We start from the raw sequence: 22,834 nt of genomic DNA on the forward strand, positions 1-22,834 counted from the left end.
GGGAAGTCCAAGCACCCCCAGAAGGGGCATCGCTGACGAAACCGCCGACGGCCTCTAGTGTCGAAAGGGATGGATCTCGAAACCTTCGCCCCCGGTTCGGGCCGTCTCGAACCCCGCGCGGCACTCCGCTCCGACGCCCCCGCCCTCGACCTCAACGGCCTGTGGCGCTTCCGCCTCTCGCCCGTGGCCGACGTCCCCGACGACTTCGCCCGGCCCGGCTTCGACGACGCCGCCTGGGACGAGCTGCCGGTGCCCGCCCACTGGCCCCTGCACGGCCACGGCGCCCCCGCCTACACCAACGTCTCCTACCCCTTCCCCGTGGACCCGCCGCACGTCCCCGTCGAGAACCCGACCGGCGACTACCGGCGCGCCTTCGACCTGCCGGACGGCTGGAGCGGCGGCCGGCTGCGGTTCGAGGGCGTCGACTCCTTCGCCAGGGTCTGGCTGAACGGCCACGAGCTGGGCTTCTCCACCGGCAGCAGGCTGCCCGTCGAGTTCGACGCGGGGCCGTGGCTGCGTCCGGGACGCAACGTGCTGGCCGTGCGCGTGCACCAGTGGTCGGCCGCCAGCTACCTGGAGGATCAGGACATGTGGTGGCTGCCCGGCATCTTCCGGGACGTCACCCTCACCCGCTCGGCCGCCGACGTGTTCGTGCGGGCCTCCCACGACGGCAGGCTGAGCTTCGAGGCCGCCGAGGGCCGCCTGAGCGTCCCCGAGCTGGGCGTACGGGACCTGGAACCCGGCGTCGAGATCACCGTCGAGGCCGAACCGTGGACCGCCGAGACACCCCGCCTCTACGAGGCCGTCCTCACCACCCCGCACGAGACCGTACGGCTGCGCGTCGGCTTCCGCACCGTCTCCGTCGAGGACGGCGTGCTCCTGGCCAACGGCCGCCCGCTGCTGCTCAAGGGCGTCAACCGGCACGAGTTCCACCCCCGCCACGGCCGCGCGGTCCCGTACGAGACCATGCGCGAGGACGTGCTGCTCATGAAGCGGCACAACGTCAACGCCGTCAGGACCAGCCACTACCCGCCGCACCCCGACTTCCTGGACCTGTGCGACGAACTGGGCCTGTGGGTCATCGACGAATGCGACCTGGAGACGCACGGTTTCGGCCAGGTCGGCTGGCGGCGCAACCCCACCGACGACCCGCGCTGGGCCGACGCCCTGCTCGACCGCATGCGCCGCATGGTCGAACGGGACAAGAACCACCCCAGTGTCATCATGTGGTCGCTGGGCAACGAGGCGGGCGTCGGCCGCAACCTCGCCGTCATGGCGGACTGGACACGCGAGCGCGACCCGTCCAGGCCCCTGCACTACGAGGGCGACTGGTCGTGCGCCCACACCGACGTCTACTCCCGCATGTACGCCACCCACGCCGAGGTCGAGGCCATCGGGCGCGGCGAGGAGGACCCGCTCGACGACCCCGCCTTGGACGCGCGGCGGCGCGCGATGCCGTTCCTGCAGTGCGAGTACGCCCACGCCATGGGCAACGGGCCCGGCGGCCTGGCCGAGTACCAGGAGCTGTACGAACGTTTCCCGAGGCTGGCCGGCGGGTTCGTGTGGGAGTGGATCGACCACGGCCTGACCCATCCCCGCCACGAGTACGCCTACGGCGGCGACTACGGCGAGCCCGTGCACGACGGGAACTTCGTCATCGACGGGCTCGTGTTCCCCGACCGCACGCCCTCCCCGGGCCTGCTGGACCTGAAGAAGGTGTTCGAGCCGGTACGGTTCGCGTTCGGCGACGGCGTGGTCCGGGTGGACAACCGGTACGACTTCCGCGATCTCGCCCATCTCGGCTTCCTGGCCGTCGTCGAGGAGGACGGGGTCCCGGTGGCGGAGTTCCCGCTGGAGGTGCCGGCGTCCGGCGGTGAGGTGAAGCTGCCCGCCCTGCCGCCCGGGGAAGGCGCGGGGGAACGCCGGCTCACGATCCGCGCCACCCTGACCGCCGACCAGCCCTGGGCCCCCGCAGGCCACGAACTCGCCTGGTCCCAAACCCCCCTGCCCACCCCGGCCTCCGGCCCGACCCCCGGCCCGGCTCCTGACGCGGCTTCCGGCCCGGTTTCCGGCCCGACACCTGGCCTGGCTCCCGGCCCGGCTTCCAGCCCGACCTCTGACCTGGCTCCCGGCCCGGCCGACCGGGCGGGACCGTTGCTCGCCCCCCTTCCCGCCGCCCACCGGCAGGCGGCGGACGGCGGGCGGCTGGTGCTGGGCGGCGGCGAGTTCGACGCGCGTACCGGCCGACTGGCCCGCCTGTTCGGCCTGGACGTCGAAGGCCCGCGCCTCGACCTCTACCGCGCCCCCACCGACAACGACCGCTACGGCGGCCTGGGCCGCGCCTGGCGGCAGCTCGGCCTGCACCGTCTCACCCACCGTGTGGACGGCGTCGAGACCGGCGACGGCCTCACCGTCCGCACCAGGGTCGCCCCCGCGGCCACCGACCTCGGCATGCGCGCCACCTGGACCTGGACCGCGACCTCCGGCGACACCCTGGACCTGACCGTGGACGTCGAGCCCGAGGGCGAGTGGCCCGACCCGATCCCGCGCCTGGGCGTGCACCTGACGCTGCCCGGCGAGATCGCGCACGTCACCTGGTTCGGCCGGGGGCCGGGGGAGGCGTACCCCGACACCGGCATGGCCGCCCGCGTGGGCCGCTGGAGCGCCACCGTCGACGACCTCCAGACGCCCTACGTCTACCCGCAGGAGAACGGGCGCCGCGCCGACGTGCGGTGGGCCGAGTTCGGCGGCCCGGACGGGACGCCCGGGTTCCGGGTGCAGGGTGACCCGGTGTTCGGGCTGACCGCGCGCCGGTGGAGCACCGCCGAGCTGGAGGCCGCCCGTCACCGCCCCGACCTGGTGGCCGGGGACCGGGTGCACCTCCACCTGGACCTCGCCCAGCAGGGCATCGGCACCGCCACCTGCGGCCCCGGCACCCTGCCCCGGTACGACCTGCACGCCGCCCCGGCCACCCTCCACCTCCGCTTCACCCCCTCCTGACCACGCACACCAGAGGCCGGGGCCCTCAGGAATGACCGCGCACACGGAAGGCCGGGGTCCCTCAGGACCCCGGCCTCCCGGTGGTCAGGCGGGTGGCACCGTCAGGCGGGTGGCACCGTGAGGACGGTGCCCGCGCCGACGGTCAGCCCGCCCTCGCGGACGGCGAACCCGAGACCAGGCTCGACCGCGACCGCCCGGCCCAGCTCGACCGTCACCTCCACCGTCCGGCCCGGCTCGGCGGGCGCGGGCAGCGCCAGCTCGCCGGGCACGTCGGTGGTCCGCAGGTAGAACTGCGGCCGGTACCCCGAGGCGATCGGACGCCGCCGCCCGCCCTCCTCCGGGGTCAGCAGGTACACCCGGGCGGTGAACGACGTACGGGCGCTCTGGCTGCCGGGCGCGGCCAGGACCATGCCCCGGCGCACCTGCTCGCGGCGCACCCCGCGCAGCAGGACGGCCGCGTTGTCCCCGGCCTCGCCCCGCTCCATCGTCTTGCCGAACGTCTCCACGCCGGTCACCACCGCCGTGAACCCGTCGCCCAACCCGACCGCCTCCACCGTGTCGCCCACGCGCACGGTGCCGCGCTCGATGGCCCCGGTGACGACCGTGCCCCGGCCGGTGACCGTGAGCACGTTCTCCACGGGCATCAGGAACGGCGCGTCCACGTACCGGACCGGGACGGGGATGTGCTCGTCCACGGCCCGCAGCAGCGCCTCGACCGACGCCGTCCAGACCGGGTCGCCCTCCAGCGCCCGCAGCCCGGACACCCGGACCATCGGGACGTCGCGGTAGCCCTGCTCGGCCAGCAGGTCGGCCAGCTCCAGCTCCACCAGGTCCGTCAGCTCCGGGTCGGCGCCGTCGGCCTTGTTGACGGCGACCACCAGGTGCCCGACCCCGACCCGCCGGGCCAGCAGCACGTGCTCCCTGGTCTGCGGCATGATGCCGTCGTGCGCGGACACGACGAGGATCGCGCCGTCGAGCTGCGCCGCCCCCGTGATCATGTTCTTCACGTAGTCGGCGTGGCCCGGCATGTCGACGTGGGCGTAATGGCGGGTGTCGGTCTCGTACTCGACGTGCGAGATGTTGATCGTGATCCCCCTGGACGCCTCCTCCGGCGTCCGGTCGATCCGCTCGAACGGCGTGTACGTCGCCTGCCCGCGCTCGGCGAGCACCTTCGTGATCGCCGCCGTCAGCGTGGTCTTGCCGTGGTCGACGTGCCCCATCGTGCCGATGTTGAGATGCGGCTTGTTCCGCACATAGGCCTGCTTGGCCATGATTCCTTCCCTGAAGACCTGGGACCGTGTGTGACCCGTGTCGGGTCGGCAACCTCCCCCCGCCGGGTCACATCAGGACTTACGAGGAGAGGTCAGCGCTCCAGGCCGTCGCAGGCACGCTCGAACACACCCGGCGCGGCGGGTGCGAGACGGCGAGCGTGCAGGAACATGAAGAACATGGTGCGGTGCTCAGCACGCCCGCGCAACGCATTATTCCGCTGGGCCTACGACGGGATCCACTCCGTGGACGTCGTGACCTCCTCCAGCACGGACGGGATCGGCTCGACGCCGAGCCCCGGCCCCGACGGCACCTCAAGATGACCGTCCACCAGCTCGAACGGCTCGGTCACGTCGGTCGCGAAGTACCGGCGCGACCCCGAGGTGTCGCCGGGCAGCGTGAACCCCGGCAGCGCCGCCAGCGCCACGTTCGCCGCCCGGCCGAGACCGGTCTCCAGCATGCCGCCGCACCACACCGCCACGCCGTTGGCCCGGCACAGGTCGTGGATGCGCCGCGCCTCCAGGTAGCCGCCGATCCGGCCCGGCTTGATGTTGATGATCGAGCACGAGCCGAGCGCGATGGCGGCCGCCGCGTGCTCGGCCGACTCGATGGACTCGTCCAGGCAGATCGGCGTCTGCAACTGGCGGGCCAGGCGGGCGTGCTGGACGAGGTCGTCGTTGGCCAGCGGCTGTTCGATGAGCAGCAGGTCGAACGCGTCGAGCCGGGCCAGCCGGCGGGCGTCGCTCAGCGAGTACGCCGCGTTGGCGTCCACCTGGAGCAGCAGGTCGTCGCCGAAGCGTTCGCGCACCGCGCGCACCGGCTCGACGTCCCAGCCGGGCTCGATCTTCAGCTTGATGCGGACGTACCCCTCCTCGACGTAGCCCGCCACGGCGTCGAGAAGCTGCGGGATCGAGTCCATGATGCCCACCGACACCCCGCACGGCACCCGGTCGCGGACCGCGCCCAGGAAGTGGCCGAACGACTCGCCGGACGCCCTGAGCTGCGCGTCCAGCACGGCGGTCTCCAGCGCCGCCTTGGCCATGCGGTGGCCCTTGACCGGTTCGAGGGCGTGGCCGACCCCGTACGCGTCCACGTTCTTCGGCAGGGCCGGCAGCAGGAACCGGCGGATCACCTCGGCGGCGCCGTCGACGTACTCGGAGGAGTAGTGCGGCTCGGACATGGCCACGCACTCGCCCCACCCCTCGGCGTCGGGGGTCACCACCCTGACCAGCAGGACGTCCCGGGCGGTCTCGGTGCCGAACGACGTGCGGAACGGCGACACCAGCGGCATCGCGATCCGGCGCAGCTCTACTCCGGTGATCTTCACACTCTCTCCAACTCGGTCGACGCACAGATGCTCCCTGGCGACCGTACGACATGCGGCGACGCCGGGATTCGTGCCGGGCCACCACAAAGGCGGGCGGTTCTTCGTCCCGGAGTCCTAGAAGCCGGTCCGGGACCGTCCTGGAGCGGTCACCACGGCCTCAGACGACGATCCCCGGCGTACGGGCGATCCGGATCCGGCACGGCGTGTCCTCACTGAGCCGCACGGCCTCCAGCGGCACCGTGACCTCCGGCGTGCGGTACCGGCCGCCGGAGAACGCCGCCGCCAGGCGGGCCCGGACGGACGCGGCCGGGATCTGGCCGTCGATCGCGCTGGTGCCGTCACGCCCGATCTCCGCCACGCACGCGCCCGGCTGCGTGGCCAGCGCCAGACCGGCGACCGTCGCCCCGGCCAGGGCCGACACGTCGCGTCTGGTCCAGCCGTAGTGCCACATGCCGGCCGCCACCACGGGCGCGGCCGGGCAGGCGGGCTCGGTGATCACCACGTCGAGCCCCTGGAGCAGGGCGGTGGCGATCTGCTCGGCGCCCCGCAGGGCCACGGGCGTGATCCGCAGCCCGGGCAGCTCCGGCAGCGGGCCGCCGAGGGTGTAGATCAGCTTGATGCCGGTGGTGAAAGGACCTGGATCGCTGTCGTGCCATCCACAGGCGACGACGCCGACCGACGGGGCGGAGCCCAGCGTGCCGATCCGCAGCATATCGACATGACTACCCTCCGCGCCCCCCGATCACACACCGTCAACGCCGTCCGGGACGGATCCGCGCTGGTCAGCGCAGGCTCCTGGCGTCGAGGGCGCGCAGCACCCGGGAGACCACCTGGGGGTCGGCCCGCGGGTCGCGGCGGGCGTCCAGCACGGCCTGCCGGGCGGCCGACATCATCTCCTCCTGCACCCGCCGGACCAGCCGCGCCCGCTGCGCCCGCTGCTCGAACGCCTCGCGCCGCTCGTCGTCGGCGGCCTCGGGACTGATCCGCAGCCCGAGGTCCATCATGCGCCTGCCCAGCAGCTCGACGACGTCCTCGGGCAGGTCCTCGGCCTCGTCGATCTCCCGCAGCCGCCGCTTGGCCGCGTGGGCGGCCCGGACGGCCAGGCGCTTCTCCAGGTCGCGTTCGGCCGCCGTGTCGGCCTTGACGCCGAGCCGCGTCACCAGCCACGGCAGCGACAGCCCCTGCACCACCAGCGTCACCAGGATGACCGCGAACGCGATGAACACGATCACCGGCCGCTGCGGGAACGGCTGACCGTCGTGGGTCCGCAGCGGGATGGCCAGCGCCAGCGCCACCGACGCCACGCCGCGCATGCCGGCCCACCACATCACGACGGTCTCGCGCCAGCTCATCGGCACCTCGGTGTCCTCGCGCCGCCCCTTCTTGGCCACCCACGCCGCCGGCAGCAGCCACAGCAGCCGCACGCCCACGACGACGACCACCACGGCGGCGCTCCACCACAGCACCTCCCCGAACCGCCCGTGGACCGTGCCGAACACGGTGTGCAGCTCCAGCCCGATCAGCCCGAACGCGATCCCCGTCACCAGCGTGTCCACCACCTGCCAGAACGTCGCCGAGGCGAAGCGGCCGAACACGTCGTCGGCGTCCGACATGCGGTCGCTGAGGTAGAAGGCGGTGGTCAGCACGGCCAGCACGCCCGACCCGCCCAGCTCGTCGGCCACCGCGTAGCTCACGAACGGCACCACCAGCGACAACCCCACCTGCAACGTCGCGTCGCCCAGCAGCGCCATCAGCCGCCCGGCCGCCCAGCCCAGCGCGAACCCCGCCGCCACGGCCACCACCGCCGACAGCACGAACTCGCCCAGCGCGCCCGGCCAGGAGAACACGCCGGTGACGACCGCCGCGACCGCCACGTGGTAGAGCACGATCGCGGTCACGTCGTTGAACAGGCCCTCGCCCTCCAGCAGCGACACCATGCGCCGCGGCAGGCCCAGCCGCCCGGCCACCGCCGTGGCCGCCACCGGATCGGGCGGCGCCACCAGCGCGCCCAGCGCCACCGCCGCCGCCAGCGGCAGGCCGGGGACGAGCGCGTGCGCCGTGGCCGCCACGGCCGCCGTCGTCACGAAGACCAGCGCCACCGCGAGCAGGAAGATCGGCTGCCAGTTCGCCGCGAACTGCCGCCACGACGTACGCCGCACTGCCGCGTACAACAACGGCGGCAGCAGCAACGGCAGCACGATGCCCGGCGGGATGTCCACGTTCGGCACGAACGGCAGCACCGCCATGACGATGCCCAGCAGCGTCATCAGCACCGGCGCGGGCAGCCCCAGCCGCTCACCCAGCGGAACCGTGATCAGCGCGCCCAGCAGCACCAGCATGAGCAGCACGAACTGGTCCACGACGCCCCCCGGTGATCGTCGTCACCCAGCGTATGCGGGGCCGCCTCAGCGGTCGAGGACGTGCAGGGTGTGCGGGCTCGTGCCCAGCGGCACCGGCTCGGCGGCCGTGCAGGCCACCACGTCGGCCACCCGGGCGCCGAACAGGTCGGGCACGTAGATGGCCGGTTCCAGGCAGAACGTCATCCCCGGGGCGAACACCGCCTCCTCGCCCGCCCGCGGCCCCTCGTCGTGCCCCAGGCCCACCCCGCGGCCCACGTGCAGGGAGGCGAAGCGGCCGTACCCGCTGGCGTCGATGACCTCGTTCACCGTCCTGGCCAGCTCCGCGAACGGGACGGACGGCCGCAGCGCCGACAGGGCCGCGCGGTGGGCGGCCAGCACCACCGAGTACATCGCCTCGTAGTCCTCCGGCGGCTCGGCCACCGCGAACACCCGGCCGACCTCGGCGCAGTAGCCGTCCCAGCGCCCGCACAGCGACACCAGCAGCGCGTCACCCGGATTGATCACCCGCCCGCCCGGGACGTGCGCGGGCCGCGCGGTGTGCTCGCCCGCCGACACGCGCAGCGAGATCACCTCCTCGCAGCCCGACTCCAGCGCCAGCAGCCGCAGCCGGCGCGCCATCGCCCGCTCGGTCGCGCCGAACCAGGCCAGCTCGCCCGCCTGCGCGAGCACCGACTCCGCCGCCGCGACCGCCCGGCCGAGCGCCGCCAGTTCGGCGGGGTCCTTGCGCAGCCGCAGCGGCGCCAGCACCGCGGAGGCGGGCACCAGCTCGGCGGCGATCGCCAGCCGGAACAGCTCGCCCGCCCGCATCTCCGGGTCCACCCCCACCCGGCGCGCGGAGGCGGGCACCAGCCCCGCCGGATCGCGGGTCTCGACGACCGCGTCGGCCGTCACCACGAGGAACACGCCCTCCCCGGCGCCGCCGTCCGGCCAGGCGCGGGAGGCGCTGAGGAACCGGAAGTCAGGCGACGGCCGCAGCACCAGCACGTCGATGCCCTCCGCGGCCATCGCCCGCCGCACGGCCGCCACCCGCGCGGCGTGGCCCCGGCTCACGCCGGCTCGTGCAGCCAGCAGGCGACCGGACCGAAGTCCGGCTCCTTCTCGCGGCACACCTCCATCACCAGCGGGCAACGCGGGTTGAACCGGCAGCCGCCCGGCGGGTTCGCCGGGTCCGGCACGTCCCCGGCCAGCTCGGCGGGCAGCACGCCCATCCCGTCCGGCTTGGGGATGGCCCCCAGCAACGCCCTGGTGTACGGGTGCTTCGGGTCGTCCCACACCTCGGCCGTCCCGCCCACCTCGACGATCTTGCCGAGGTACATGACGGCGATCCGGTCGGCGATCAGCCGCACCACCGACAGGTCGTGGCTGATGAACAGCAGCCCGGCCCCCGAGTCCACCGCGAGGTCGCGCATCAGCCGGGCCACCTGCGCCTGCGCGGAGGCGTCCAGCGCCGAGATCGGCTCGTCGCCGATGAGCAGCCGCGGCCGGGCCGCCAGCGCCCTGGCGATCGCGATGCGCTGCCGCTGGCCGCCGGAGAACTCGTGCGGATGCCGCCCCGCGAAGGCGCGCGGCAGGCCCACCCGTTCCAGCAGGTCGGCCGGGTCGGTGGCGGTGTCGTTCGCGGTGCGCAGGCCGTCGGCGATCTGGTCGCCCACCCGGCGCCGCGGGTTCAGCGACGCGTACGGGTCCTGGAACACCATCTGGATGCCGGTCAGCTTCCTGCGCCGCAGGCCGAGCGGCGTGACCTGCTGCCCCTCGAACGCGATCGACCCGTGCGTGACCGGGTTCAGCCCGCAGACCGCCCGCGCCAGGGTGGACTTGCCGCACCCCGACTCGCCGACCAGGCCCACGACCTCGCCCGCCCGTACGGACAGGCTCGCCCCGGCCACCGCCCGCACCACCGGACGCCCGGGGGAGCGGTGCTCGACGACCAGGTCCTCGATGTCCAGCATCAGCCCTCCACGTCCGAAGCAGAATCAGGAAGCGAGTCCAGCAGCGCGCGCGTGTAGGGGTGCTCGGGGTCGCGCAGCACCCGCCCGCGCGGCCCGGTCTCCACGACCAGGCCGTCCTTCATCACGCTCACCTCGTCCGCGACCGCCGACATCACGCCCAGGTCGTGCGTGACCAGCAGCACGGCCAGGCCCAGCTCGTCGCAGAGCCCGCGCAGCAGCCGCAGCACGCCCGCCTGCACGGTCACGTCCAGCGCCGTCGTCGGCTCGTCGGCGATCAGCACCTTCGGCGAGCAGGCCAGCGCGACGGCGATCGCGATGCGCTGCCGCATGCCGCCGGAGAACTGGTGCGGGAAACGCCCGTACGCCTCCTCGGCGCCCGGGATGCGCACCTTGCCCAGCAGCTCGACCGCCCGCGCCTTCGCCTCGGCCTTGCCCAGGCCGAGGTGGTGCCGCATGTGCTCGGTGAGCTGCCGGCCGATCGTGAGCATCGGGTGCAGGCTGGTCGCCGGGTCCTGGAACACCATGGCGACCTCGCCGCCGCGCACCTGGTTGAGCTCCTTGGGCGGCAGCGTGAGCAGGTCCCGCTCGCCGAGCCCGATCCGGCCCGAGACCCGCGCGCCGTGCGGCAGCAGCCCCAGGACGGCCAGGCCCGTCATCGTCTTGCCCGACCCGCTCTCGCCGGCCAGGCCGTGCACGCGCCCGGCGGCCAGCTTCAGGTCGACGCCGCGCAGGATCTCCTTGCCGCCGATCGACACCTTCAGGTCGGTGATGTCCAGCGTCACAACGCACGCTCCTTGATCGCGCGGGCCGTCCGCGGGTCGAGCGCGTCCCGCAGCGTGTCGCCGAGGAAGTTGAACGCCAGCACCACGGTCAGGATCGCCAGGCCCGGGAACGTCGCCACCCACCAGCTGTCGAACACCTCGACGCCGGAGGCCACCATCGCGCCCCACTCGGGCGAGGGCGGCTTGGCCCCCAGGCCCAGGAACGACAGGCCGGACAGCAGCAGCAGCGCCGTGCCGATGTCGAGCGTGGCCAGCACCAGGATCGGGCCGGTCACGTTCGGCAGCACGTCCACCCGCAGCGAACGCCACACCGAGAAGCCCAGCAGCCGCCCGCTCAGCACGAACTCCCGCTCGCGCACGCCCAGCACCAGCCCGCGGGTGACGCGGGCGTAGGCGGGCCAGGCCACCACCAGCACGGCCAGCACCGCGTTGCCCAGGCTCGCGCCCAGCGCCGCGGCCACCACCATGGCCAGGATCACGGTCGGGAACGCGAACACCAGATCCGCGATCCGCATGATCGTCTCGCCGACCCACTTGCCGAAGTACCCGGCGCACGCCCCCAGCAGGCCGCCGACCAGCACCGACAGCACGACCAGCAGCAACGTCAGCGGGATCGACACCCGCGCGCCGTACATGACGCGGCTCAGGATGTCGCGCCCGAGCTGGTCGGTGCCGAACCAGTGGCCGGGGCCCGGAGGCGCCAGCCGCGGCAGGTCCTGGGCCAGCGGGTCGTGCGGCGCCAGCCACGGCGCGGCCAGCGCGATCACCAGCCAGGCCACGGCCAGGACGGCGCCCGCGACGGCCAGCGGCTGCCGCCACGCCTCGGGCAGCCTGCCCAGCAGCCCCTTGCCTCTCATTGCAGCCTCACTCGGGGATCGATGACGCCGTACAGCACGTCCACGATCAGGTTGATGACCAGGTAGACCACGCCCACGACCAGGCCGACGCCCATCACGGCGGGCAGGTCGAGGCTGGTGGCGCTCTTGTAGGCGTACTGGCCGACACCAGGCCAGGCGAAGATCGCCTCGACCAGGACGGTGCCCGACAGCAGGCTGCCGAAGGCCAGACCGGCCACGGTGATGATCGGCACCAGCGCCGAACGCAGCACGTACCGGAACAGGATCACCCGGCCCGGCAGCCCCTTGGCGCGGGCCGCGCGGACGTAGTCCTGACCCAGCACCTCCAGCACCGCCGAACGGGTGAAGCGGGTCAGCAGGCCGATCGTGTACAGCGCCAGCACCAGCGCCGGCGTGATCAGATGGCCGACGGCCGAGGTGAAGATGTCCCACCGGCCCGCCAGCAGCGCGTCGATCGTCTGCAGCCCGGTCACCGCCGGCGCCGAGCCGAGCGCCGCGTCCACGCGCCCGCTGCCCGGCGTGATCTGCAGCCGGAAGAAGAACACGTAGAACGCCACCAGCGCCAGCCAGAACGTCGGCACCGAGATGCCGATCAGGCTGACCAGCCGCAGCACGTGGTCGGACAGCCGGTCCCGGCGCAGCGCGGCGATCACGCCGAAGGCCACGCCCAGCACCAGCGAGATCAGGATCGCCGCGCCCGCCAGCTCCAGCGTCGCCGGGACGAACTCGGCCAGATCCTGGCTGACCGGACGGTGGCTCTGCTGGCTGGTGCCCAGGTCGCCCTGGACCAGGCCCTGCAGATAGAGCCCGTACTGCTGCCACAGCGGCTTGTCCAGGCCGTGCTCGGACCGCCACTGCGCCACGATGGCCGGGTCGCCCAGCGCCCGCTGGCCCAGGTTGGCGGCCACGGGGTCGCCGGGCACCAGGTTGGTCAGCAGGAACGTGACGAGCGTGATGCCCCAGGCCAGCAGCACGGCGATGAGGATGCGCCGGACGAGGAAGCGCGCCAGCGGAGGCACTCCCCGCCGCCGCGGCGCCGCCGTGGCGGCCGTCCCTGCCGGAGAGCCGCCCGGGGAGCCGGCGCCGGGGCGCGGCGGCGAGCCCGCCGCGCCCTGGTTGTCGGACACCTGCCGGTCTCCTTACTTCGCGCCGAGGTCGGCGACGTCCACGGTCCAGACCGGGTGGTACTCCAGGCCCGTCACGGACGCGGCCGACACGATGTTCTGGCTCGGCTGGATCAGCGGCACGAACGGACCGGAGGCGTTGAGCTTGGTCTGCAGGTCGGCGTAGGCCGTCTTGCGCGGCTCGTCGCCGATCGCGGTCGCGGCCTTGTCAGCGGCGGCCTCGATCTCCTTGGCCGCGCCTTCCTTCCAGCCGGCCCGCAGGCCCACGGTCTTGCCCGGCGCGAACGCCAGGTAGTCGCTCGGGTCCGGGTAGTCGGGGCCCCAGTACCACAGGCCCATTTCCTCCTTGCCGTTGCGGTAGTTGTCCAGCGCGGTCGTCACCGGTGCGGGCTGGAGGTCCACCGTGATGCCGACCTCCTTGAGGTTGGCCTGGATGCGCTCGGCCAGCGGCTGGAACGACAGGCCGTTGACGGTCAGCTCGCTCGGGAACTCCAGCTTGACGGTCGGGTTCGACACGCCGCTGGCCGCCAGGGCCGCCTTGGCGCCCTCGACGTCCCGCTTGGGGGCCTGCTCCGGCGGCAGTGCGCCGAGCAGCTGCGACGGGATGATGCCCGGCGCCTGCGTCGAGCCCTCGCCGGCCAGCTCCAGCAGGCCCGCGTAGTCCACGCCCTTGCGCACGGCCTCGACGAACTTGGCGTTCGGCGTGGTCTTGCTGACGCCCGAGTCCTGGTTGGCCAGCAGGAAGATGACGTTCGCCGAGGCGGTCTTCTTGACCTGCAGGGTGGAGGGCATGTTGGTGACCTGGTCACCGGACAGGTTCAGCGCCACCTGGCTGTCGCCGCGCTGCACGTTCAGCTTCTGCGTGGCGGCCTCGACGTTGCGGATCACGACCTTGTCGTAGGCCGGCTTGGTGCCGTAGTACTTCGGGTTCGCCTTGAGCGTGACCTGGCTGCTCACGTTGAACGCCTCGATCGTGTACGGCCCGGAGCCCGCCGAGGACGAGTTCAGGTACTGCTCGGCCTTGTCCTGGGCGTCGGCCGTCGCGCCGTGCTCCTTGGCGACCTTGCTGTTGAGGATGCCCAGCGCCGGGTTCGGCAGGATGTAGGGCAGCGCCGGGTTCGGCGCCTTCGACGTCAGCGTGATCGTCGAGTCGTCGGTCTTGGCCACCTCGACGCCGTCCAGCAGGAACGACGGGGTGCCCTTCATGTCGCGCACGCGGTTGAGCGAGAACACCACGTCGTCGGCGGTGATCGGCGAGCCGTCGGCGAAGGTGGGGCCCTTCTTGAGCTTGAGCGTCAGCGTCTTGCCGTCCTCGCTCAGCTCGTAGGACTCGGCCAGCGCCGGGACCGGCTTGGTCACGTCGGCGCCGTCGAAGGTCAGCAGCGTCTCGTAGACGGCCTTGCCGACGATGAGCCCGGTCGGCTCGTAGGTGCGGCCGGGGTCGGCCGTCTTGAGGTCGAACGACGTGTCGATGACGAGCGTCTTCCCACCGCCACCGGAGGCCGCCGGGGTCTGCGAGGTGCCGCCGCTTCCGCAGGCGGCAAGGGCGAGCGCACCGGCGAGCAGCACTGCCGCCGTCTGCGAGCGGGTCGCCATGGGGTCCTCCAAATTGGACGTTCGGGAGAAGGTTGTCGAGGATTGTCCGGCAGAACGTCCAGGTCATGTGCGGTCCGTGAGACGGATATAAATGGTCGAGGTGTAATGATGAGTGATATTTCCAGAAATGGTGCCAGCGGTAGCGGTCAGCCTGGACGGATCGGCATCGGTCTCGAACTGGACGACGTCCACATGAAGATCCTTGAGGTCCTGCGCGAGAACGGCAGGATCTCGGTCGCCGCGCTGGCCGAACGGGTGGGCATCTCCCGCGCGAACGCCTACACGCGTTTCGAGGCGCTGCGCGCCGACGGCGCGATCAAGCGCTTCACCGCGGAGATCGACCACGTGCGGGCCGGGCTCGGCATCACCGCGCTGATCTTCGTGACCGTGCGCCAGCAGATGTGGAAGCAGTTCAGGGCCGAACTGGCCCGGATGCCCGAGGTCGAGTACTGCGCGATCACCACCGGCCAGCACGACGCCATGATCCAGGTACGGGTCTCCGACGTGGCCGCCGTGCACAGCATGGTGACCGACCGCCTGGCCAACATCCCGGCGGTCAAGGCCACCGAGACCGTGTTCATCCTGGACGAAGTGCTCAGACGGCCGTACGTGCTGCCGTCCGACCGGGACGCCTCCCGTCCCGTCCGGCGGACGCCGCAGGAGACGCAGGGCGACGTTCCGCTCGGCAAGATGCGGTTCGTCGGAGCCGCCGAGGGACGCGCCGCCCTGCGCAAGGACGGCTGAGACCCGCCCGCCCCCCAGGAGGCGTCAGGAGGACGCGACCTCGGCGCACACGCTGACGTGCAGCGTGTCGTCGCCGTCGAACCGGAACTCCTCCACCAGACGCAGCAGCCCGTCCTCGCCCTGCTCGACGCGGCTGCTGCTCTGGCCGCCGGCCTTGCCGCCGGCCTTGAGCGCGTGCGCGTAGGAGATGGAGACGTCGGCGCCGTCGCGCGTCCCGACGAAGCGGCCGTGGGTCACGGTGTCGCCCGTGTAGCTGCCCCACACCACGCCGTCGGCCTCCCAGTACAGGAACTCCGTCGGGCTGTCGGGGTCCACCGCGCTCGCCGTCGAGCTCACCATCACGAATTTACGGCCGTTGAGATTCACGCCGTCCATAGTCACCGTTTTCCCGGATCATCACCGACCGGCTGGACGTTTGGTCAGAACGGCCGGTCATGATCAACGATCCGTCCAGCGCCGGCCCTGCCCGGGACCGCCGTGCGAGCAGGTTCTCGACCTCGGGTGGCGTACGGCGGTGGCCCCGCGCGCCCGCCCGCGACTTTACCTGCCGGTAGCTGACGCCAGCGTTGCATAGTGTGATAGTCATGTAACACTGTGTATTCGAGAAGGTTTGGGAGATCTTCATGCTGGCGTACACGCTCTCGATCGTGGCGGCCGTGGGCGTGGTGGCGCTCACCGCGCTGGTGTTCCGGCTCACGAAGAAGGGCAGCGACGACGCCGAGCCCGACGGGGTCTCGGCCGGTCATGCGGGGTCCATGTTGTCGGCGCTGTTCCTGCTGGTGTTCGCGATCGCGATCATCGTGCCCTGGACCACCGCCGACGCCGCCCGCCAGAACGCCCAGGCCGAGGGCCAGGCCGCGATCGACGCCTACTGGGCCGCGGCCGACCTGCCCGGCACGGCCCCCCAGACGGTCCGCACCGCGCTGCGCGACTACGTCACCTTCGTGGTCAGGGACGAGTGGCCGCTGATGGCCGAGGGCCGGATGGACCCAGTCGGCGCCGCCAGACTCGACGCCATGCGCAGCCGGGTCAGCGCCGTCGTCACCAAGACCGACGACGACAAGGACGCCCGTGACGCCGTGCTCGAACGCGTCGCCGCGATCGCCGCCGCCCGTTCCCAGCGCTCCATGGACGCCGCCGCCACCCCGCCCCAAGGGCTGCTGTTCCTGACCGTGCTCACCGGCCTGCTGGTCATCGTCTTCCCCTACCTGGCCGGCGCCCGGCCGCGTGGCCTGGCGGTGCTGCCGCTGCTGGCGATGGCCGCGATGCTCGGCTTCGGCACCTACCTGACCTGGGACATCGCCCACGCCTTCGCCGGGCCGCTGGCGGTCGGGCCGCAGGCGTTCCAGGGCGCGCTGCAGGAGTTCTCCCGCATCGCCGGGGGAATGTGACCGTGGGCGCCAGGCGCGCGCCGCTGCTGCTGGCCGCCGCTCTGCTCGCCGCCGGCGCGGCCGGCCCGGCGGCGGCCGACCTGCAACCCCCGGCCCCCGGCACCGTGCACGCACGTCCGCCGCACGTCCCGGAGCCGGGGATCACGATCCACGGGTCGCCGGTGAGCGACGAGCGTCCCGAGCCGGTGGTGTCGGTGCCGGGCGTGGCGATCTGGGATGATCCGCGACCGGTGGTGTCGGTGCCGGGCGTGCGCATCGGCGACGGTCCGAGGCCACGGGGGTCGGCGTCGACGCGGTCCGGCGGTCCTGCGCCGACGACCGGCGTCTCCGTGCCGCACGTGTCGATCGGCCCCGACTCGGTGTGTGTGTCCGGGCCGGGCGGCGGTGTGGAGGTGGGCGACTGCCATGTGCGCCCGTCCCCGCCGCCGCCGTCCCCGAAGCCGCCCCCGCCGCCGTCCCCTTCGCCGCCGCCTCGGTCGTCGCGGCCGGTGCCGCCTTCCACGCCGCGTCCGGTGCCTCGGCACACCCCTCGGCCGGTACGCATGGTGCCGGTGCCCTCCCCGAAGGTGACGCCGACGCCCACGCCGACCCCGAGGGTCGCGGCGCGCAGGCGGATCGCGCAGATCCAGGCTGTGCCGCGACGCAAGAACCCGCTCGGCACGGTCCTGATCATGGTGGTCCTCGTCACGGCGATCGCCTCCACGACCGCGGTCGCGTTCAGGGTGCGCTGACCGGTCACGCCGGGCGTCGTCGCCGGGGTGCGAGACTGGCGGGCGTGAGCGAGCGCGACGAGGAGTTGCTGACCGGCGGCGGCGTCAACCTGGTGGTGCGGGTGGGCGCCACCGTGCGCCGCCCGACCGGTCCCTGGACACCGGCCGTGCACGCGCTGCTCGGCCACCTGGCCGCCCGCGGCTTCACGGGCGCGCCGGCCGGGCACGGGATCGACGCCCAGGGCCGGGAGGTGGTCGACTTCGTCCCCGGCGAGGTGCCCAATGATCCGTTGCCCGGCTACGCCCGGTCCGACGCGGCACTCGGCGCCGTCGCCCGGCTGCTGCGCGGCTACCACGACGCCACCGAGGACTTCCCGCTCGACGGCGCGGCCACCTGGTACTTCCCGCCGCGCGAACCCGCCGAGGTGATCTGCCACGGTGACGTCGCGCCGTACAACTGCGTGTTCCGCGACGGGCGGCCGGTGGCCCTGATCGACTTCGACACCGCCCATCCGGGGCCGCGCCTGTGGGACGTGGCCTACGCCGCCTACCGCTTCGTCCCGCTGGGCGACCCGCGGCACGAAGGGGCCGGTCCGGTGGCTGAGCAGGCGCGCCGGCTGCGGCTGTTCGCCGACGCCTACGCCCTGGCCGAGGGCGACCGTCCGGCGCTGCCCGCCGTCGCCGCCGAACGGCTGGACCACCTCGTCCGGCACATGCGCGAACGGGCGGCGGCGGGCGACCGGGCCTTCGCCGCGCACCTCGCCCGCGGCGACGACGTCCTGTACGGCGTGGACCGCGAGCACGTCCTGCGCCACCGCGCCCTGTTCGCCGAAGCGCTCACGGAGCCGCGTCCCCGGTAGGCGCCGGCTCCCGGGCCGGGGTGGGAAGAGCGGGGCGTCGCGCGGGGTTGCAGTCGATCGTGGAGACGACCGAGGTTGTGGTGATCGGCGCCGGGCAGGCGGGTCTGTCCAGTGCGTACTTCCTGCGGCGGTTCGGGATCGAGACGCTGGTGCTCGACGCGGCGCAGGGGCCCGGGGGAGCGTGGCGGCACCGGTCGCCGTCGCTGACCATGGGCAAGGTGCACGGCGTCTTCGACCTGCCCGGCGCGCCGGGCGGCCTGGAGGCGGCCGGTGACCGGCCCGCGGCGGAGGTCGTCCCGGAGTACTACGGCGACTACGAGCGGCGGGTGGGGCTGGAGGTCCTGCGGCCGGTCAAGGTGACGGCCGTACGGGAGGGTGAGGGCGGGCGGCTGGTCGTGGCGGCGGACGCGGGGGAGTGGGCGGCCGGGGCCGTGGTCAACGCGACCGGCACCTGGACCCGGCCGTACTGGCCGTACTACCCGGGGGCCGCGGGCTTCCTGGGCGAGCAGCTGCACTACGCGGGCTATCGCGGGCCGGAGGCGTTCGCGGGCCGGCGGGTGGTCGTGGTCGGGGGCGGGGCCTCGGCGATGCACGTGTTGTCGGAGGTGGCCGACGTCGCGGCGCAGACCGTCTGGGTCACCCGCCGCCCGCCGGTCTTCAGGGACGGCGACTTCGGCGAGGACGCCCGCCGGGAGGCCGTCGCCCTGGTGGAGGCGCGGGTACGGGCCGGGTTGCCGCCGCAGAGCGTGGTCGGCGTCACCGGGCTCGGCTACAGCGTCGTCGTGCGCCAGGCGCTGGCCAAGGGGGCGCTGGAGCGGCTGCCGATGTTCGGCCGCCTCACCCCGTACGGCGTGGAGTGGGCGGACGGGCGGCGACAGGCCGCGGACGTCGTCGTGTGGGCTACCGGCTTCCGGTCGGCGCTCGACCACCTCGCGCCGCTGCGCCTGCGGGAGCCGGGCGGCGGCGTCAAGGTGGACGGGACGCGGGTCGTCAGGGAGCCGCGGCTGCAACTCGTCGGCTACGGGCCGTCGGCCAGCACGGTCGGCGCCAACCGCGCCGGCCGCACCGCCGCCCGCAACATTCGGGCGCTGCTAGCCTCCCGCCCCGCCCTCCCGGCGGCCTGAACCCTCGCTCCCTCAGGCGCGGGGATCGGTTGGGGGCTGGTCATCGGAGGCGTCGGCCCCGCCCTCGCTCCCTCGGGCGCGGGGATCAGTTCTCGGCGACGCCGAAGGCGGTCCAGCCGAGGTCGGGGAAGCCCGCCGCCTTGGCGACGGCGGCCGAGGCGGTGTTGCCGACCCCGTGCATGTACGTCGGCACCGCACCCTCGTCCAGCACCCGCCGCGCCGCCTGCGCCACCAGCCGTCTGGCCAGGCCGCGCCCCCGGGCCTCAGGAGCGGTGACCACCGACAGTTCCCGTCCGCAGCGGTCGTGCCGCTTGATGCCCACCCCGGCCAGGTGATCGCCGGTCTCGGGGTCCACGGCCACCAGCACCTCGCCGCCGAACACGCGCAGCCATCCGGGGACGGTGTCGTCCGTCGCGGGGATCCACTGCCCGGCGTCGGGCAGGGGAGCGGGCTCGGTGGTCCACCGGAAGACGGCGTCGAACCAGCCGCGATCCCCATATCCGATCAGCGCGGGGATCTCCCGGAGCGTGCGTACGGCGCTCACCCGGGCGACGTGCTCGGGCGGCACCGACAACACCGCCCCCTCCGGGGTGCCGACGCCGAGGGCGGGGTGCACGCGGCCGTCCCAGGCGGGGAGCGTACGCAGCGGCGAGCCTGTGACGTCGAGGTTTCCCGTGGGGGGCCAGGCCCCGAGCCATTCGCGCAGATGATCGGTAAGAGCCACGGATCTACTATAGGAAGTAGGAAAAATACCGATTGAGATAGGGGTCTGGTTACTCCCGCGAAGGGGCTCGACACGGCGTGTTACATTCGGCTAGCGTCCTGACATAAGGATCTATATCCGGTCAGGAGGGCCCGACATGGCTGTTCCCGGTTACACGGAGATCCGGGAACTCGGTCACGGAGGGACCGGCCGCGTCATGCTCGCCGTCCGCGACTCCGACGGCTTACCGGTCGCGATCAAGCACCTGTCCGAGAACCTGCGCGAGGACGGCGAGTTCGCCGCCCGCTTCCGCGCCGAGGCCCGGGTCATCGGCGAGATCGACAGCCCCCACACCGCCCGCCTGCTGGACTATGTCGAGGCCGGGGGCGCGTCCGCCATCGTGATGGAGCTGGTCGACGGCGTCACGCTGCGCCGCCTGATCGCCGGGGAGGGCGGCACCGGCGTGGAGGCCGCGCTCACCGTGCTGAAGGGGGCGCTGCTCGGCCTGGCCGAGGCGCACCGGCGCGGGGTGGTGCACCGCGACTTCAAGCCCGAGAACGTCATCGTCACCACGAACGGCGACAGCAAGCTGGTCGACTTCGGCGTGGCGGCCCGCTTCGGCGAGACCGGCGCCCTGGCCGGCACCCCCGCCTACATGGCCCCCGAGCAGTGGGACGACGCCCCGGCCGGCCCGGCCACCGACGTGTACGCCGCCGCCCTGGTCTGCTACGAATGCCTCACCGGCCGCCGCCCGTTCACCGCCGCGAACCTGGCCGCCCTGGCCTTCCAGCACCAGCACATGCCGCCCCCGCTGGAGAAGGTGGACGGACGGCTGCGCGGGCTGATCGAGCACGGCCTGGCCAAGGACCCCGCCGACCGGCCGGCCTCGGCCGAGGCGTTCCTGGCCGAGCTGGAGGAGGTGGCGCACGGGACGTACGGTGCGGGGTGGGAGCTGCGCGGGCGGTCGGGGCTGGCCGTGCTGGCGATGCCGTTCGCCGCGCTGCTCCCGTCGGCCGGGACCGGCGCGGGCGGCATCGTGGAAGGCGGCGTGGACAGCGGTGCGGCGAGCGGGGCCTCTACGGCCACCGGCGTGGTGCGCAGTTCGCTGGGGGCGCCGGCCAAGTCGGCGGTGACCGGCGGGCTGGTGCTGGCGACGGCGGCGGCGGTGGCGTCGACGTTCGTGATCTGGAGCGGGTCGCCCTCGCCCTCGACCGACAGCGGCACCGCGCTGCCGCCCGTGTCCACGGGGACCGCCTCGATGACGGCGCCCGTCTCGCCGGAGCCGGTGACCCCGGTGACGCCCGTGCCCAGCGGGTCCGGGACGGTCTCGCCGCCGGTGATCGTCACCGCCGGGCCCAGCGGGCAGCCGACCGGGCCGCCCGCCACGGCGGGGCCCGCGTCGTCCGCGCCGGCTTCGTCCGCGCCTGCTTCGTCCGCGCCTGCTACGCCTCCCGCCTCGGCGACCGCCGGTGACCGGCCGCCGGGTCCGTCCGGCAGGCCGACCGGCAGGCGGACGGAGACCGGGTCGCCGCCCACGCGCTCGGCGCCGCCGTCCACCCGTCCGCCCGCCACTCGTCCGCCCGCCGGTGACCCGCCCTCGACCCGGCCGCCCGCCACCGGCGGCCCCGCCACGAGCGCCCCCGCGCCCAGGCCGCCCGCCACGAGCGCGCCCGCTCCCGAGCCGCCTCCCGCCAAGACCCACAAGCCGCTCCTGTCCGTCTCGGTCGGGTTGTCGCTCGGCGGCTCCCTGCTCGGCGGTGGCGGAGGCGGGCTGCTGGACGCCGACCTCGACGTCGGGCTCGGGTCCAGCCTGCTCGGCATGCTCGTGGTGCCCGGATCGGCGCTGGTCGGAGGGCGTATGGCGGTCAGACGCATACGAAAATCCCGTAGTCAGGAAAAGTCATAAGTTGCGGGGAAGGATGCTTGATCCCCTACTATCAGCGTCGGATAGAGGGCGTCCCGGAGTCTGATTAGCTCCTGACCGGAACCTGCCCTGCGGCTCAGGCTAAGGAGGACAGTGGCGGTCGCCTCCCCCGCCGTGGGTCACGTCGCGCGGGCCATGGTCGCCGTCCTGACCGGGCTGGTCCTGATGGCGGGCAACGCCTCAGCGGGGCTCGCGGCCCCCAAGCCCTCCGTGAAGCAGCTCAAGAAGGAGCTGGCCGCGCTGAGCAAGGAGTCGGACCGGCTGATCGAGGAGTACTACAACGGCCGCCGCGCCCAGCAGCAGGCCGAGAAGACGGAGAAGGCCGCGCGCGAGCGGCTGGCCGCCGCCCAGGAGGTCTACGACCGGGAGTCGCTCCAGCTCAGGACGCTGGCCGTGGCCCAGTACATCGGCGGCGAACCCAACCAGGTCGCCCTGTTCACCGCCAGCGAGGACCCGGACGGGTTGTTGCGCCGCCTGGCGCTCAGCCGTCACCTCATCGACGTCCAGGACGCCCGTCTGCGCGGCTACGCCCAGGTCAGGGACGAGCGACGCAAGGCAGAGGAGGAGGCCGCGGCCCGCTCCGAGGAGCTTGGGACGGCGGTGGCCGACCTGGAACGGCGCAAGGAGAAGGCCGAGAAGCTGATCGAGCGGATCAGGGACCGGATCGACGAGCTGTACACGGCGCCGGGCGTGCGGCGTCCGGACGGTACGTGGGTGCCGCAGCTCCCGGACGGCTCCGAGAACATCACGCCGCGCATGCGCCTGGTCAAGACGTTGATCAAGGAACGGTTCGCGGTGCCGATGGGGATCGGCTGCTACCGGACGATCCAGGACGGCGGCGAGCACCCCCTCGGCCGGGCCTGCGACTTCATGCTCAGCCACGGCGGCGCGATGCCCTCGCCGGCCGAGGTCAAGCGCGGCTACGAGATCGCGAACTGGGCGATCAAGAACTCCCGGCGCCTGGGCATCATGTACATCATCTACCGGCAGCGCATCTGGCACTCCAGGACCGGCACCTGGCGCACGATGTCCAACCGCGGCGGCACGACAGCCAACCACTTCGACCACCCGCACATCTCGGTCTACTGATCCGCGGGGGCCGGGGGCTCCGCCC

At 73.3% G+C, this 22,834-nt stretch carries 21 protein-coding genes; 8 read left to right on the plus strand and 13 right to left on the minus strand.

Annotated elements, in window-relative coordinates; all coding sequences use genetic code 11:
* Positions 1–69 precede the first annotated feature (69 nt).
* A complete protein-coding gene (locus ACWCSU_RS22655) occupies positions 70–3,000 on the plus strand; it encodes a glycoside hydrolase family 2 TIM barrel-domain containing protein (protein WP_449937237.1) in 2,931 nt (976 codons plus the stop codon).
* Between the two features lie 101 nt (positions 3,001–3,101).
* Here the strand turns inward: ACWCSU_RS22655 and tuf are convergent, their stop codons facing one another.
* From tuf to ACWCSU_RS22710, 11 genes are all read right to left on the minus strand, one after another.
* Complete coding sequence (gene tuf / locus ACWCSU_RS22660) at positions 3,102–4,271, minus strand: elongation factor Tu (RefSeq protein ID WP_449937239.1); 1,170 nt, start codon at positions 4,269–4,271, stop codon at positions 3,102–3,104.
* Positions 4,272–4,495: 224 nt separating this feature from the next.
* On the minus strand, positions 4,496–5,596 hold the full coding sequence (gene menC, locus ACWCSU_RS22665; protein WP_357706446.1) for an o-succinylbenzoate synthase: 1,101 nt from the start codon (positions 5,594–5,596) through the stop codon (positions 4,496–4,498).
* A gap of 157 nt (positions 5,597–5,753) precedes the next feature.
* Entirely contained in the window at positions 5,754–6,308 is a 555-nt protein-coding gene (locus ACWCSU_RS22670) for an acyclic terpene utilization AtuA family protein (RefSeq protein ID WP_449937242.1), read from the minus strand.
* A 70-nt stretch (positions 6,309–6,378) separates the two neighbouring features.
* Positions 6,379–7,956 (minus strand): Na+/H+ antiporter, encoded by a 1,578-nt coding sequence (locus tag ACWCSU_RS22675; RefSeq protein WP_449937244.1) that lies wholly within the window; start codon positions 7,954–7,956, stop codon positions 6,379–6,381.
* 45 nt (positions 7,957–8,001) lie between these two features.
* Positions 8,002–9,006 carry a M24 family metallopeptidase gene (locus ACWCSU_RS22680; protein WP_449937246.1) on the minus strand — a complete coding sequence of 335 codons (1,005 nt, stop codon included), beginning with the start codon at positions 9,004–9,006 and terminating at the stop codon, positions 8,002–8,004.
* Positions 9,003–9,905: an ABC transporter ATP-binding protein gene (locus ACWCSU_RS22685; protein WP_397041325.1), complete on the minus strand. Its 903-nt coding sequence runs from the start codon at positions 9,903–9,905 to the stop codon at positions 9,003–9,005. The genes ACWCSU_RS22680 and ACWCSU_RS22685 overlap by 4 nt, the downstream gene beginning before the upstream one ends.
* Positions 9,905–10,687: an ABC transporter ATP-binding protein gene (locus tag ACWCSU_RS22690; protein WP_357704654.1), complete on the minus strand. Its 783-nt coding sequence runs from the start codon at positions 10,685–10,687 to the stop codon at positions 9,905–9,907. The genes ACWCSU_RS22685 and ACWCSU_RS22690 overlap by 1 nt, the downstream gene beginning before the upstream one ends.
* Positions 10,684–11,544, minus strand: a complete 861-nt coding sequence (locus ACWCSU_RS22695) for an ABC transporter permease (RefSeq protein WP_352328927.1) — start codon at positions 11,542–11,544, stop codon at positions 10,684–10,686. The genes ACWCSU_RS22690 and ACWCSU_RS22695 overlap by 4 nt, the downstream gene beginning before the upstream one ends.
* Complete coding sequence (locus ACWCSU_RS22700) at positions 11,541–12,671, minus strand: ABC transporter permease (protein WP_357704656.1); 1,131 nt, start codon at positions 12,669–12,671, stop codon at positions 11,541–11,543. The genes ACWCSU_RS22695 and ACWCSU_RS22700 overlap by 4 nt, the downstream gene beginning before the upstream one ends.
* A 12-nt stretch (positions 12,672–12,683) precedes the next feature.
* The gene (locus ACWCSU_RS22705) at positions 12,684–14,264 is read right to left on the minus strand and encodes an ABC transporter substrate-binding protein (protein ID WP_364088209.1); all 1,581 of its coding nucleotides are present in this window, start codon (positions 14,262–14,264) and stop codon (positions 12,684–12,686) included.
* A gap of 63 nt (positions 14,265–14,327) precedes the next feature.
* Positions 14,328–14,456 carry a hypothetical protein gene (locus ACWCSU_RS22710; RefSeq protein ID WP_449937252.1) on the minus strand — a complete coding sequence of 43 codons (129 nt, stop codon included), beginning with the start codon at positions 14,454–14,456 and terminating at the stop codon, positions 14,328–14,330.
* Here ACWCSU_RS22710 and ACWCSU_RS22715 point away from each other — a divergent pair, their 5' ends adjacent.
* Complete coding sequence (locus tag ACWCSU_RS22715; RefSeq protein ID WP_357704662.1) at positions 14,457–15,008, plus strand: Lrp/AsnC family transcriptional regulator; 552 nt, start codon at positions 14,457–14,459, stop codon at positions 15,006–15,008. It begins immediately after the preceding gene.
* Positions 15,009–15,032: 24 nt separating this feature from the next.
* On the opposite strand, the gene ACWCSU_RS22720 is transcribed toward ACWCSU_RS22715, so the two are convergent.
* On the minus strand, positions 15,033–15,374 hold the full coding sequence (locus ACWCSU_RS22720) for a hypothetical protein (protein WP_364088211.1): 342 nt from the start codon (positions 15,372–15,374) through the stop codon (positions 15,033–15,035).
* 257 nt (positions 15,375–15,631) lie between these two features.
* Here ACWCSU_RS22720 and ACWCSU_RS22725 point away from each other — a divergent pair, with 257 nt between their 5' ends.
* From ACWCSU_RS22725 to ACWCSU_RS22740, 4 genes are read left to right on the plus strand one after another with little or no spacing between them, the layout of a single operon-like run.
* Positions 15,632–16,399 (plus strand): bestrophin-like domain, encoded by a 768-nt coding sequence (locus ACWCSU_RS22725; protein WP_357704666.1) that lies wholly within the window; start codon positions 15,632–15,634, stop codon positions 16,397–16,399.
* A 2-nt stretch (positions 16,400–16,401) separates the two neighbouring features.
* Positions 16,402–17,130 (plus strand): hypothetical protein, encoded by a 729-nt coding sequence (locus ACWCSU_RS22730; RefSeq protein ID WP_357704668.1) that lies wholly within the window; start codon positions 16,402–16,404, stop codon positions 17,128–17,130.
* Positions 17,131–17,174: 44 nt separating this feature from the next.
* Positions 17,175–17,969 carry a phosphotransferase enzyme family protein gene (locus tag ACWCSU_RS22735; RefSeq protein ID WP_449937258.1) on the plus strand — a complete coding sequence of 265 codons (795 nt, stop codon included), beginning with the start codon at positions 17,175–17,177 and terminating at the stop codon, positions 17,967–17,969.
* Between the two features lie 59 nt (positions 17,970–18,028).
* Positions 18,029–19,093: an FAD-dependent oxidoreductase gene (locus tag ACWCSU_RS22740; protein ID WP_364088220.1), complete on the plus strand. Its 1,065-nt coding sequence runs from the start codon at positions 18,029–18,031 to the stop codon at positions 19,091–19,093.
* An 85-nt stretch (positions 19,094–19,178) separates the two neighbouring features.
* Here ACWCSU_RS22740 and ACWCSU_RS22745 read toward each other — a convergent pair whose 3' ends face one another.
* Positions 19,179–19,817 (minus strand): GNAT family N-acetyltransferase, encoded by a 639-nt coding sequence (locus ACWCSU_RS22745; RefSeq protein ID WP_449937260.1) that lies wholly within the window; start codon positions 19,815–19,817, stop codon positions 19,179–19,181.
* 136 nt (positions 19,818–19,953) lie between these two features.
* Between ACWCSU_RS22745 and ACWCSU_RS22750 the strand changes: the two genes are divergently transcribed.
* Entirely contained in the window at positions 19,954–21,702 is a 1,749-nt protein-coding gene (locus tag ACWCSU_RS22750; protein WP_449937262.1) for a protein kinase domain-containing protein, read from the plus strand.
* A gap of 111 nt (positions 21,703–21,813) precedes the next feature.
* Complete coding sequence (locus ACWCSU_RS22755) at positions 21,814–22,809, plus strand: coiled-coil domain-containing protein (protein ID WP_449937264.1); 996 nt, start codon at positions 21,814–21,816, stop codon at positions 22,807–22,809.
* Positions 22,810–22,834 lie beyond the last annotated feature (25 nt).

The sequence above is a fragment of the Nonomuraea sp. NPDC001699 genome (assembly GCF_053596455.1).